The organism is Microlunatus endophyticus, assembly GCF_014646195.1.
Taxonomy (GTDB): Bacteria; Actinomycetota; Actinomycetes; order Propionibacteriales; family Propionibacteriaceae; genus Microlunatus; species Microlunatus endophyticus.
Genome location: NZ_BMMZ01000005.1, coordinates 98,706 through 111,710 on the forward strand (window position 1 = coordinate 98,706; position 13,005 = coordinate 111,710).

At 67.0% G+C, this 13,005-nt stretch carries 10 protein-coding genes and 3 tRNA genes; 6 read left to right on the top strand and 7 right to left on the bottom strand.

Features of this window, described 5'->3' with window-relative positions; genetic code table 11:
• Positions 1 to 29 precede the first annotated feature (29 nt).
• From IEY07_RS24560 to IEY07_RS11585, 5 genes are all read left to right on the top strand, one after another.
• The gene (locus IEY07_RS24560; RefSeq protein WP_188895535.1) at positions 30 to 1,373 is read left to right on the top strand and encodes an SH3 domain-containing protein; all 1,344 of its coding nucleotides are present in this window, start codon (positions 30 to 32) and stop codon (positions 1,371 to 1,373) included.
• A 489-nt stretch (positions 1,374 to 1,862) separates the two neighbouring features.
• Positions 1,863 to 3,542 (top strand): SH3 domain-containing protein, encoded by a 1,680-nt coding sequence (locus tag IEY07_RS11570; protein WP_229670045.1) that lies wholly within the window; start codon positions 1,863 to 1,865, stop codon positions 3,540 to 3,542.
• 162 nt (positions 3,543 to 3,704) lie between these two features.
• Positions 3,705 to 3,780: transfer RNA gene (locus IEY07_RS11575), tRNA-Glu, on the top strand.
• A 288-nt stretch (positions 3,781 to 4,068) separates the two neighbouring features.
• Positions 4,069 to 4,142 (top strand) — tRNA-Asp (locus IEY07_RS11580).
• 37 nt (positions 4,143 to 4,179) lie between these two features.
• Positions 4,180 to 4,253: transfer RNA gene (locus IEY07_RS11585), tRNA-Phe, on the top strand.
• A gap of 376 nt (positions 4,254 to 4,629) precedes the next feature.
• Here the strand turns inward: IEY07_RS11585 and IEY07_RS11590 are convergent.
• The 6 genes from IEY07_RS11590 to purF all read right to left on the bottom strand — a co-directional run bounded on the left by IEY07_RS11590 (position 4,630) and on the right by purF (position 10,732).
• Positions 4,630 to 5,922 carry an NAD(P)/FAD-dependent oxidoreductase gene (locus tag IEY07_RS11590; protein WP_188895537.1) on the bottom strand — a complete coding sequence of 431 codons (1,293 nt, stop codon included), beginning with the start codon at positions 5,920 to 5,922 and terminating at the stop codon, positions 4,630 to 4,632.
• 91 nt (positions 5,923 to 6,013) lie between these two features.
• Positions 6,014 to 7,036, bottom strand: coding sequence for an alpha/beta hydrolase (locus tag IEY07_RS11595; RefSeq protein ID WP_188895538.1), 1,023 nt, complete (start codon positions 7,034 to 7,036; stop codon positions 6,014 to 6,016).
• Positions 7,037 to 7,073: 37 nt separating this feature from the next.
• Positions 7,074 to 7,598, bottom strand: coding sequence for a DUF4870 domain-containing protein (locus tag IEY07_RS11600; protein WP_188895539.1), 525 nt, complete (start codon positions 7,596 to 7,598; stop codon positions 7,074 to 7,076).
• Positions 7,599 to 7,691: 93 nt separating this feature from the next.
• Positions 7,692 to 7,919: a DUF3073 domain-containing protein gene (locus tag IEY07_RS11605; RefSeq protein WP_188895540.1), complete on the bottom strand. Its 228-nt coding sequence runs from the start codon at positions 7,917 to 7,919 to the stop codon at positions 7,692 to 7,694.
• 168 nt (positions 7,920 to 8,087) lie between these two features.
• On the bottom strand, positions 8,088 to 9,158 hold the full coding sequence (gene purM, locus IEY07_RS11610; RefSeq protein ID WP_188895541.1) for a phosphoribosylformylglycinamidine cyclo-ligase: 1,071 nt from the start codon (positions 9,156 to 9,158) through the stop codon (positions 8,088 to 8,090).
• Positions 9,159 to 9,184: 26 nt separating this feature from the next.
• The gene (gene purF, locus IEY07_RS11615; protein WP_188895542.1) at positions 9,185 to 10,732 is read right to left on the bottom strand and encodes an amidophosphoribosyltransferase; all 1,548 of its coding nucleotides are present in this window, start codon (positions 10,730 to 10,732) and stop codon (positions 9,185 to 9,187) included.
• Between the two features lie 61 nt (positions 10,733 to 10,793).
• Between purF and IEY07_RS11620 the strand changes: the two genes are divergently transcribed.
• Positions 10,794 to 11,570 (top strand): alpha/beta hydrolase family protein, encoded by a 777-nt coding sequence (locus IEY07_RS11620; protein ID WP_188895543.1) that lies wholly within the window; start codon positions 10,794 to 10,796, stop codon positions 11,568 to 11,570.
• 67 nt (positions 11,571 to 11,637) lie between these two features.
• Here IEY07_RS11620 and IEY07_RS11625 read toward each other — a convergent pair whose 3' ends face one another.
• Positions 11,638 to 12,993 carry a dipeptidase gene (locus IEY07_RS11625; RefSeq protein ID WP_188895544.1) on the bottom strand — a complete coding sequence of 452 codons (1,356 nt, stop codon included), beginning with the start codon at positions 12,991 to 12,993 and terminating at the stop codon, positions 11,638 to 11,640.
• Positions 12,994 to 13,005 lie beyond the last annotated feature (12 nt).

Here is a 13,005-nt window from a genome sequence, read left to right on the forward strand (position 1 = left end):
TCCGGGAAGGCCGCAGAGGAGGAAGTTGCATGAGCAGCATTCTGAGAAGGGCTGCCGTCGGCACCGCGATCGCCGCCGCAGCCGGCACCGCGATCACGGCCGGCGGAGCACACCTGATGACGGCCGAAGCGGCAACCGCCACGACCGGGGTGAACATCCGCTCCGGCCCGGGTACCTCGTACGCAATCGTCGGCGGCCTGATGCGTGGCCAGTCGATCAGCGCCGTCGGCAAACCCCAGGATGGGTGGGTGAAGGTCCGCTTCGACGGCGGCACCGCCTATGTGTCGGCGCAATATCTCGACCTCGCCGGAACGACGGTCAAGTCCTCGGCCCCGGTGACCATCTCCACCAGCGGCACCAAGATCGCATCCGCGCCCCTGAACGTTCGCAGCGGACCGGCATTGACCTCTTGGGTCATCGGTTACGTCTCCGACGGACAAGCGGTGTCACTGACCGGCAAACAGTCCAAGGGGTTCGCCGAGATCCTCTACGGCGGACAGCGGGCCTGGGTGATCGCCCAATATCTGATCAGTTCGGTGCACGGGCTGCCGAGCAGCTCGGGCACCCGGGTGGCCACCGCCGACCTCATGATCAGGACCACCAGCGACTCCGGATTCAAGATCGTCACGACAGTGCCCAAGGGGAGCACGCTCAAGATCACCGGCGCAACCAGCAACGGCTACGCCCAGATCGTCTACGGCAACGCGATCCGCTGGGTGACGGCGAAATACCTCTCGTCGACGGCCAAGGCCGGCCCGGTGGCATCGTCAGGCTCGCAGTCGGGCTCATCCTCGCCGGCTCGCGCCGCCACTCCGCGGGCGATCGGCACCCGCTACGCGACCACCGAGCTGCTTGTACGCTCCTCGTCGGGCAGCGGCGACAAGACGGTCGCCACCGTGCAGCGCGGTGACGCGGTCAAGATCACCGGCAGCACCCGCAACGGCCGGGCCGAGATCGTCTACGACGGGACTGCACGCTGGGTGACGGCGCAATACCTGTCGACCTCCGAACCGCGGTCCGGATCGGCCAGCAGCACCTCTGGCTCGAGCAATTCGGGGAAGAGCTCGAGCAAGAGCTCCACCAAGAGCTCGGGCGCCGTCGACGCCAGTTACCACGGCAAGACCAAGAACGTCTCCGACAGCGTCTGGGACGAACTGGCAATGTGCGAGTCCAGCGGCGACTGGAGCATCAACACCGGGAACGGCTTCTACGGCGGCCTGCAGTTCACGCTGCAGACCTGGCGCGGGTTCGGTGGCACCGGCATGCCCAACAAGGCGAGCCGGGCCGACCAGATCGAGGTCGCCGAACGCGTCCTGGCGGCCCAGGGTTGGGGTGCCTGGCCGGCCTGCAGCACGAAGCTTGGACTGCGGTGACGAGTCGGTCCTGACTCCGGGCCTGGCTCCGTGAGCTGACTCAGGCGCCCGGACGAGGATGTGACGCACTGTTCGGGCGCCAAACTCTCAACTGTTGATCGAGATCAACTCGACCGCCGGTGATAACTCCGTGATCGTCTCGTGATGGGACTGTGACCGGAACCGTTATTGCCGGCGGTCGGCTCATGTCCGGACCCCCGAAAGGGCGACTTTCCCGCGTGAATCCGGCTTTGCCACCCCGGGTTGAGTTCCCCGAGAAGGTACCCAAATCACATCAGTGAAATTTAATCAAATCAAACGGCGTGTCGGATTGCAACAACGCTACTGGAGCTACTCAGGCGGTTGCCGTGCTCGCTGTGGCGTGGTTAAAGTCCTGAGCAGATTGTGACTGCTGTTACTGGCGTGGTTGGGGAACCACAAGGTCGCAGCAGTGTGTACGTCCATCCACGGTCCGGGAAGGCCGTTGAGGAGGAACCCCCAGTGAGCACCATGCGCAGAGCCGGTGCCGTGACTGCATTGCTGGCCGCGACCGGCACAGCAGTCGCGGTAGGCAGCGTCCAGATGGCTTCGGCCGAGTCGGCGACGGCTACGGCCGGCGTCAACATCCGGTCTGGCCCCGGCACCAAGTACCAGATCGTCGGCGGCCTCGATGCCGGGCAGCGGATCACAGCAGTCGGACAGCCGAAGAACGGATGGGTCAAGGTCCAGTTCAACGGCTCGACGGCCTATGTGTCCGCCGCCTATCTGAATCTGAAGTCCGGCACCACAACAGCCGGACCGGCCGCCATCTACACCAAGGGCACCAAGATCGCGACCGCCGCACTGAATGTGCGTCAGGGACCGAGTCTTGGCTCGAAGGTGATCGGCTACATCGCTGAGGGCCAGAACGTCACGCTGACCGGCAAACAGTCCCGTGGATTCGCCGAGATGCTGTACGGCGGTCAGCGTGCCTGGGTCAGCGGTCAGTACCTGGCCAGCTCGATGAATTCGCTGCCCAAGGACACCGGCTCACGGTACGCCACGGCCGACCTGCTGGTCCGGACCAGCACCGATGCCGACTTCAAGATCATCACCACGGTCAAGAAGGGCACCGAGCTGCAGACCACCGGGGCAACCCAGAACGGGTACGCCCAGATCGTCTACCAGAATGCGATCCGGTGGGTGACCGCGAAGTACCTCTCCAACCAGTCGGTCACCGGCCCGACACCCAGCCGGCCGGCCGAGACCTCGAGCAAGTCGACCTCCAAGACCACGAGCAAGTCGAGCTCGAAGTCGACCTCCAAGAGCACCGCCCACAAGGACGCCCGGCCCACTCCGACCCAGGCCACGCTGCCCAGGGTGATCGGTACCCGGTACGCCACCACCTCCTTGATCATCCGGACGACACCGGGCAGCGACTTCAAGTCGATCACCGACGTGCCGACCGGGACCAAGCTGTCCATCACCGGCAAGGTGAGCAACGGCAAGGCGCAGGTGATCTACAACGGCGCGGCCGAATGGGTCACCGCCCAATACCTGTCGACGACCTTACCCAAACAGGACGACGACGCGCCGAGCGGACCGACTCTGCCCAAGATCATCGGCACCCGGTACGCGACCACCGAGCTGATCATCCGCAACCACTCGACCGCGGACTACAAGGCGTACGGCTCGGTTCCTGCCGGCACCGAGCTGAGCATCACCGGTGTCTACAAGAACCAGAAGGCGCAGATCGTCTACAAGGGCGCCGTCCGGTGGGTCACCGACGACTACCTCTCGAAGTCCAAGCCGGGTACGCCGCGCAACACCGGCGACGCGGCGCCACTGGTCTCCAACAGCAACAAGGGCCAGATCGCCCTGGCCTACGCCAAGGCCCAGCTCGGCAAGCCGTACGTCTATGGTGCCGAGGGTCCGAGCTCCTTCGACTGCTCGGGCCTGGTGATGCGGGCCTGGCAGCAGGCGGGCGTCAACCTGCCACGTACGTCGCAGCAACAGTTCAACGCCAGCCCCCGGGTTTCGTTGAGCAACCTGAAGTTGGGAGACCTGGTCTTCTTCTACGGTCCGAGCCCGAGCCACGTCGGCATCTACGCCGGCAACGGCCAGGTGATCAATGCCCCCCGGCCGGGCAAGACCGTCGAATACACGCCGATCTCCTACATGCCGGTCGCCGGCGCCACACGACCGGGCTGATCCCCCACAGTCCGTCCGCAGGTGATCCGTCCTGACCTGGATCACCGCCGTCCGCGGTTCGTTCCCTCCGGAACGGACCGCGGACTGGTGTCCGGGCCCGTCACGACGGCCGGATCCAGGTTTGGGACAGCACGCCCGGTGGCTCTATAGTCATGCGGTCAGGTCCCCATCGTCTAGTGGCCTAGGACATCGCCCTTTCACGGCGGTAACACGGGTTCGAATCCCGTTGGGGACACCATTCGCCGGCGACAACATCTACGACGGGATGCTGTCGGGCCCGCCGCGCGGCTGACCGCCCGGCCCGGGGCTACACGATGCCCGAGGGCTTTCGGACTGATCCATTCCCGTGCACTGGGCGGATTCGATCAAGCCGTGGTGGCAGCGTCAGGTGCCCGCCGATGAGTACTGGCGAGATACCGTCGCGGCCTGCTCGATTCGGTTTTTTACCGGCCGTCCACCTACGCTATAGTTTCGCGGGCGCCGGAAACGGCGCCGATCCGGGAGTGGGATGCCGGAGACGATGCAAGGCCCAGTGGCGCAGTTGGTTAGCGCGTCGCCCTGTCACGGCGAAGGTCGCGGGTTCAAGTCCCGTCTGGGTCGCGGAACGGCGAGGTTCGTCCTCGCCGTTTGTGATTCTGGCCAGGTAGCTCAGCTGGTAGCAGCGTTCGCCTGAAAAGTGAAAGGTCGGCGGTTCGAGCCCGCCCCTGGCCACCCTATTTCGTCCGCTCTGTTCCGCTGCCGCGATTCTGGGCATCGGAGTTGCGTTTCGGGGGACGACCCCCGGCCCCCGGATCGGTTATCTCCACAGTCGTCTTACGGCGTCGTTGCTCCGAATACTCCGCGACGACCTCGCTTCGCTCGTCCTGCCGGGCCCGTTTGGGGTCTGTGGCTGGGTCTCCGCCGTCCCCGCTTCCGCTCCGCCGTCCCTGCTTCCGCTCCGTGCCCGCGCTTCCCTTCGCCGGGAGCGGGGCAGCGACGGGAAGCGGCAGCGGTATGAACGCCAAGCGAGCGCCAAGCACGGGCGGCCGGACCGTGCGACGAGAAGCGAACGCGCAGCAGCAGTCCGGAGCGCCGGAGGCGTACGGGTCTACGCGCTCTCGGCCTGGGAGGTGTCGGGCCGGTCGTCGTCCGGGGTCTCGACGTCACCGACGATGGCGGCGGTCTGGCTGGGCCAGATCAGGTAGCGGTAGACGAGGTTGATGATCGTCTCGACGCGATTGCGGCCGCCGAGCAGGTACCACAGGTGCAACGCCACCCAGGCCGCCCAAGCGACCAGGCCGGTGATCTTGAGACCGTTGCTGAGTTGGACTACTGCGGTCTTGTTACCGATCGTGGCCATGATCCCGCGATCATGGTAGTGAAACGGCTCGGTCGGCAGGCCGCGCTCCAGCCGTACGATCTGCTGTGCGGCGTGGACGCCCATCTGCATCGCCGGGGGCGCCAGCTGGGCCAACGGATGATCAGGATCAACTGCCGCGTCACCGACGGCGAACACGCGATCATGATCATGGACGCGGAGATCGCTGCCGATCTCGATCCGGCCGCCCTTGCCGATCGGCAGTCCCCACTCCGAGACCTCCGGATAGCCGGCGACACCGGCGGCCCAGATCACCAGATCCGAATGCAACTGGGTGCCATCCTTCAAGATCACGTGATCTTCGGCGATCTCGGCGATGGCGGTCTTCAGCCGGACGTCGACACCGCGTTTGATCAACTGGCGCAGGGCGTAGCGCTGTAGGCCCTTCTCGAAGGGCAGCAGCAGCGCATCCGTCATCTCGACCAGGATCACGTTGACCTCGGACGGATTCAGCTCCGGGAAGGTCGGGGTCAGCATCGCACTCTTCAGCTCGGCGATTGCTCCGGCCATCTCGACGCCGGTCGCGCCGCCGCCGACGACCACGATGGTGAATCCACCGGTGCCCGTCGACGACTGGCCGGCGATCTTCTCCAGCCCGCTGAAGATCGCGTCCCGGACCCGCAGCGCGTCGGCGCGGGTGTACATCGACATGCTGTGTTCGGCGGCTCCCGGGATGCCGAAGTGATTGGTCGTGCTGCCGATGCCGATGATCAGATAGTCGTAGTCGATCGCCGGGCCGGAGTCGACCAGCACCTGCTGATGATCACGGTCGACGCCAGTGACCTTGGCCCGCCGGTAGCGCGCACGGTTGCGCGCGCTGAGCGTACGCAACGGGTAGGTGATATCACCAGGATTCAGTCCTCCGGTCGCCACCTGGTAGAGCAACGGACGGAAGGTGTTGTAGGGATGTTGGTCGACGACGGTGACCCGGACGTCGGCGTCAGCCAGAGCGCGGAGCGCAGAGGCGCCGGCGAACCCGGCACCGAGGACGACCACGTGCGGTAGGTGATCTGTGTTCCTCATGTCACCTCCCTGTTAGATCCGATACAGGACAGCATCGGGTGGCGGGATGTTCTGTCTCCTCGCCCACATACCCGTGGCTGCGAAGGTCGACTCAGTGGATCACCGTACGCTGCTGATCGGCCGGCTCCAGTGAGCCCAGGTACCCGATCCAGGCCTTCATCTCGGCGAATACCGCCTCCCGGACCGGCTTCGCGCTGAGTACCAGGTCGTGCACGCCGCCGTCGAACCGAACCAGGGTCAGGTGCCGGCCCAGGCGCTGGGCGCGGTTGGCGATCTGGTCGACGTCCAGCACGGTGTCGACCTCGGCCAGTTCGGGCGCCCAGCGCCGCCGGAACAGCGTCCTGGCCGACGTCATCACCAGGATCGGCACCTCGATGCCCAGTCCGGCCGCGACCCGCGCATGGCCCTGGCGGATCGCGCGGATCCAGCCGATCAGGATCGGTGGCCCGGGCGAGCCCTTCCATGCCTGGTTGTAGGTCCACTCGCCGTCCCGGTCCGCCCGCAGCACCCGGGCGTAGAAGTCGGTGCCGGTCATCGGGATCGCCGTCGTCGCCATCCCCCGGCTCGCGAGTGCCTGCAGCACCGGCGTACCGACGGCCCGGATCATCGCCGAGCCCTGCAACTCCAGCCACGGCGAGTTGAGGATGACACCGTCGGCGGCGCCCGGCCGGTCGGCCACCCACAGCGCAGCGATCAGCCCGCCGGTCGAGTGACCGGAGACGATCAACTGCTCCGGGCGCTCCCCCGGCGCGGCGTCGTTGATGATCGCGACGGCAGCATCCAACTCCTCGGTGTAGTGGCTGAGCGTCGTGATGTAGCCCTGCAGCTGGCCCTCGCGGAGGCTACGGCCGTAGCGGCGCAGGTCGATGGCGTAGAAGTCGTAGCCGAGCTCGGCGAAGAAGTCCCCGAGATGGGTCTGGAAGAAGTAGTCGTTCCAGCCGTGCAGATAGAGCACGACCTTCTCCCGGCGGCGGCCGCGGCGGCGTACGAGTGTTGCGGAGAGCGGGCCTTCCGCGTCACCGGCGACGATCTCGGCGTCCGGCAGCGGCAGGTCCCGGCACTCGTAACCCGGCAGAATGTCCGGCTGCCAGCCGTCGACGACCTCCTCGCTCATAGATCCAGATTGCCAGACCGATCCCAACCAAGCGGGGTCACTTGATCCACTTCACATTGAACGGATACGAATACACCTCGCCGTTGTTGGCCCGGACCGCTCCGATGATGCCGAAAATGATCGCCAGCACCGCAGCCGCGGCCATCACCAGACCGCCCACGACGACCACCAGCAGGATCGAGCCGACGACATATCCGATCGCCATCAGAAAACCGAAATTCGTCGCCGCGGCCGCGTTCTGCCGCACCAGCGGGTTGCGGTCCTTGAAGACAGCCCAGATGATCAGCGGCCCGATGAATCCGGTCACGATGACGCCCACGTGGGACAGCATGGACCACAGCTGGGCATCGGCATCCGACAGCGGTGGCTGACCGGTCGGCCCGTACGGCCCCTGCTGGTACGGCCCCTGCTGGTACGGGGGTTGCTGGGGCTGTCGGTACGACCCCTGCTGTTGGTGAGACCCCGGGGAGTGCGGCGGCAGCCCCAGGCCGCTCGGCCCCGGACCAGGCTGGCCGGAGCCGTTCTGCCAGTAGGGATCGTCACCCAAGTGTGGCTCGGTCATGAGAATGACCGTAAAGCCAACACGGGTCCATCACCGGCATAGTCGCCGTTTCCCTCGTACTCGATCATCCGCGAAGGCTCGCGGCGGCGAGGACTAGCCGGACTTGCGGACGTCCTGGTAGTCGTCCGCATGGGAGGGCGAGCCGTGCTCGTACTCCTCGGCGAGGTCGGCGTACGCCTCGGGGACCGAGTCCACCGACTCCTCGTGCGGAGGTTGCCCTCGCAATTCGCGCTCCAAGGAGGAGAAGTCCGTGTCTACCGACCGGTACTTCAACTCGCGGGCAACCTTCGTCTGCTTTGCCTTTGCACGGCCGCGCCCCATAGGGTCGACCCCCTCGCGTGATCCGCCGGCGGTAAACCGCGGCTATGTGTTGGTCAATGTCGTGAGGCCAAGGCTACCTAATGCCGCCCACACCGCAAACCGCACCCCGGCCAACCCCGCGCCCGAGTCTGTGACGATTCGGTTACTGTCGCCGTCGCCGGGCGTCTGTCACTGGTGCCGGCCGACCAGTTCGACCGACCCCGGAAGCCCCGGATCCGCCGCGGACACCACCTCGCCGCAGACCCAGGCGGGAATGCCCCGTCGGGCAAGCAGTGCCACGGCGTCCTCGGCCCGGTCTGCCGGCAGCAGGGCCACCATGCCCACGCCCTGGTTGAGGGTGGCCTCGATGTCCGGCTGGGAGATGGCGCCGACCTCCTGGACCAGGCGGAAGATCGACGGCGGCTGCCAGGTCGCCCGGTCGATCCGTACGGCCAGCCCGGCCGGCACCACCCGGGTCAGGTTGTTGGCCAGGCCACCGCCGGTGATGTGGCTCATCGCATGGACTTCGACGGCCTCGATGAGGGCGAGGATGTCCAGCGCGTAGACCCGGGTCGGCTCCAACAACTCGGCACCGAGCGCACGGCCCAATTCGGGCACCTCGCGGTCCAGCGACCAGCCGGCGTCGGTGAGCAGCACCTTGCGGACCAGGGAATACCCGTTCGCATGCAGGCCCGACGAGGCCATTGCGACCGCCACGTCACCGGACCGCACGCGGTCCGGGCCGAGCATGTCGTCGTGCTCGACGACGCCCGTGGTCGCGCCGGCGACGTCGTACTCGTCCGGGCCGAGAAGGCCGGGATGTTCGGCGACCTCGCCGCCGAGCAGTGCGCAACCGGCGACCACGCAGGCGTCGGCGATGCCCTTGACGATGCTGGCGATCTTTTCGGGCACGACCTTGCCGCAGGCGATGTAGTCAGTCACCCAGAGCGGTTCGGCGCCGGTGACCACGAGGTCGTCGACGAGCATGCCCATCAGGTCGAAGCCGATGGTGTCGTGCACGTCCATGGCCTGGGCGATCGCGACCTTGGTGCCCACACCGTCGGTCGAGGTGGCCAGCACCGGGTGGTGGTAGCGAGCGATCTTGCTGGCGTCGAAGAGCCCGGCGAAGCCGCCGATGCCGCCGATCACCTCGGACCGCTCGGTCCGGCTGATCCACTGCTTCATCAGCTGGACGGCTTTGTCACCGGCCTCGATGTCGACGCCGGCCCGGGCGTACGCGGATTGTTCGTTGGCGCTCATCGGTCCTCGCGTTCGGGTCGGGTGGCCTACGGACGGGTCAGCGCGTCGATCGCGCCGATGCCGGGTGCGCTGGTCGCCAGGCCGTCGACGTCGGTGCGTTCGACCGACAGATCGGCGAGCTGGGCGCCCAGCCGCTCGCGGAGCGGGATCTCGACCGGGTAGACACCGTCGAAACAGGCGCGGCAGAGGTTGTCCTTGCCGATGTTGGTGGCGTCGATCAACCCGTCGAGACTGACGTAACCGAGCGAATCCGCGCCGATCGACCGGCAGATCTCGTCAGTGTTCAGCCCGGTGGCGATCAGCTCGGCGCGGGTCGGGAAGTCGATGCCGTAGAAACACGGCCACTTGACCGGTGGCGAGGAGATCCGGATGTGGACCTCGGCGGCACCGGCCTCGCGGAGCATCCGGACCAACGCTCGCTGGGTGTTGCCGCGGACGATCGAGTCGTCGACGACGACCAGCCGCTTGCCGGCGATCACATCGCGCAGCGGATTCAGCTTCAGCCGGATACCCAGCTGGCGCAGGGTCTGGCTGGGCTTGATGAACGTCCGCCCGACATAGGAGTTCTTGACCAGCCCCTGGCCGTACGGGATACCGGACTCCTCGGCGTAGCCGATCGCAGCCGGCGTGCCCGACTCCGGGACCGGGATCACCAGATCAGCGTCGGCGGGAAATTCCTTGGCCAGCGTGCGCCCGACCTCTACCCGGACCGAATGCAGCCGCTGACCGCTGATCATGGTGTCCGGACGGGCCAGGTAGACGTACTCGAAGAGACAGCCCTTGGGCTCCGGCTGGGCGAATCTGCGGCTGCGCAGCCCCGCGGCGTCGATGGCGATCATCTCGCCGGGCTCGACCTCGCGGATGAAGGAGGCACCGATGGTGTCCAGTGCCGCGGTCTCGGAAGCCACCACCCACCCGGTCTCGAGCCGGCCGAGCACGAGCGGACGGATGCCCTGGGGGTCGCGGGCGGCGTACAGGGTCTCCTCGTCCATGAAGACCAGGCTGAAGGCGCCGCGCAACCGGGGCAGCACCTGCATCGCCGCGTCCTCGGTGCTCAGGTCGGTGAAGGTGGCGATCAGCGCGGTGACCGCGGAGGTGTCGTTGGTGACCTCCTTGCTCAGCGCACCGGGGATCAGCGAGTTGCCCGGCAGGTCGCGATCGGCGAGCCAGGCCTCGAGCTCGTCGAGGTTGGTCAGATTGCCGTTGTGGCCCAGGGCGATGCCACCGGTCGCCGTCGGGCGGAAGGTCGGCTGGGCGTTCTGCCAGACGCTGGCGCCGGTGGTCGGATAGCGGGTGTGGCCGATGGCCAGGTGGCCCCGCAACGAGTTGAGGGTCGCCTCGTCGAAGACCTGGCTGACCAGGCCCATGTCCTTGAAGACGGTGATCCGGCGACCGTCACTGACCGCGATACCGGCCGACTCCTGGCCGCGGTGCTGCAGCGTGTAGATGCCGAAGTAGGTGAGTTTGGCGACTTCCTCGCCGGGGGCCCAGACACCGAAGACGCCACAGGCGTCCTGGGGGCCGCGGTCGTTGGGATCGAGCTCGTGGGTCAGACGACCGTCTCCGCGGGGCACGCCTGGAGTTTACCCGCCGGGCACCGGGATCGCCTCATCTGGACTCTGGTAGTTGTGGCGCGTGCACACCACGCGGATCCCCTACGGCGACCATCCGAGCCAGTGGATCGACCTGAGCACCCCGGAGAGCGCAACCGCTCCACTGCCGGTGGTGATCTTCATCCACGGCGGCTATTGGCGCCAGCTTCACGGCGCCGACCAGGGCGAGCCGTTGATCAAGGATCTGGTCGCCAACGGGGTCGCCGCCGTCAACGTGGAATACCGCCGGGTCGGCAAGAGCCCGGTCAGTGGCGGCGGCGGTTGGCCGGCGACCTTCCTCGACATCGCGGCGGCGATCGACTCCCTCGCCGGACGCGACGAACTTGATCTTGGTCGGGTGGTCGCGGTCGGCCACTCAGCCGGCGGCCAATTGGCGGTCTGGGCTGCGGCGCGTCCCGGGCTACCGGCCGGCGCGCCCGGCGCGGATCCCTTGGTGCGGTTGTCCGGCTACGTCAGTCTCGGCGGCGTACTGGATCTGATCACCGGCGCTCGCGACCGGCTGGACAACGGCGCGATCCAGAGCTTCCTGGGCGGCGAACCGAACAAACAGCCGGAAGCCTACGAGTTGGGCTCGCCGATCAACCGGCTGCCGATCGGCGTGCCGGGCGTCTGCCTGCACGGCACCAAGGACGACCGTGTGCCGTACGAGCAGACCCAGACCTTCGTCGCCGCCGCGACCAGAGCCGGCGACGAATGCCGGTCCTTCACGCTGACCGGAGCCGGGCACTTCGAATATCTGGATGTGACGAGTTCCGTGTGGGCCGCAACCCGGTCGGTGACACTCTCATTGCTCGGCTGACGCCGCCTGGTGGGGAAAGAATGTGCCGCGTCGTGACGGCGCGATCATCCCCACGAACATCGATGAACTACAGGCCGGCGATGTTGTGCACCAGCAGCGCCTCGGACAGGCAGGCGCGCCGGAAATCGCCCAGGTGCAGGGATTCGTTGCTGCCGTGCGGCCTGGAGTCCGGATCACCGACACCAGTGACCAGAACCGTCGCCTGCGGATAGGCCTGCTGGAAATCGGCGATCATCGGGATCGAGCCGCCCTGGCCCATGAAGACCGGCTCGGCCTGCCAGGCATCCCGGAAGGCCGACCGGGCGGCTTCGGCGTACGGGCCGTCGAACGGCACGACGGACGGCTCGCCCGCCTCACCGGCTCGTACGCTGACCTGTGCGCCCCACGGCACGTGATCTTCGAGGTGCTTGATCAACTTCTGTTGCGCGGCGGCCGCGTCCTCGTTCGGCGCCAGCCGCATGCTGATCTTGGCAGCAGCCTTCGGCCAGAGGGTGTTGGAGGCCTTGGAGACCGGCGTCGCGTCCAGGCCGACGATGGTGATCGACGGTTTGGTCCACAGCCGCTCGGCGAAGCTGCCGTCGCCGATGTAGTCGACGCCGTCAAGGATTGCCGACTCCTGCCGGATCCGCTCCTCGGGGTAGTCGACGTCGGGCGCCGGCTCGGAGTGCAGGCCTTCGACGGCCACGTTTCCTTGATCATCGTGGAGGGTGCCGAGCAGCCGGACCAGCACCATCAGCGCATCGGGAATGACGCCACCGAAGCCGCCCGAGTGCAATGCATGATCGATCGTCTGCACCTCCACATACGCCTCGGCCAGGCCGCGCAGGGTGTTGGTGAACGTCGGCACGCCGACGGCGAAGTTTCCCGAGTCGCCGATCACGAAGACATCGGAGGCGAGTTCGTCGCGGTGCTTGGCCAATAAGGCCTTCAGGGTCGGCGATCCGACCTCCTCCTCGCCCTCGATGAAGAGGGTCACACCGACCGGCGGCCTGCCCTCGTACGCCCTGAGCACGGCCAGGTGCATGGCCAGGCCGCCCTTGTCGTCGGTGACCCCGCGGGCGAAGAGCCGATCGCCCTTCTCCGTTACCTGGAACGGATCTCCGGTCTCCCAGAGCCCCGGGTCACCCTCCGGCTGCACATCGTGGTGGGCGTACAGGCAGATCGTCGGCCTGCCCTCGGGCGCCGGGAAGTGCGCGATCACGGCCGGCTTGCCACCGTCGACGGCGTCGATCGCCACCGTCGCAGCACCAAGATCACGCAACTGGTTCGCGACCCACTCGGCGCTGGCCTGCACCTGGTCGGCGCGATCCGGATCGGCGCTCACCGACTGGATGGCGACGTGGCTGGCAAGATCGGCGAGAACGCGCGGCAGCTCGCGCTCGACGGCCGCGCGGACCTCGTCGGCAGTGCTGGGGATCGTCATGACCGCAACCTA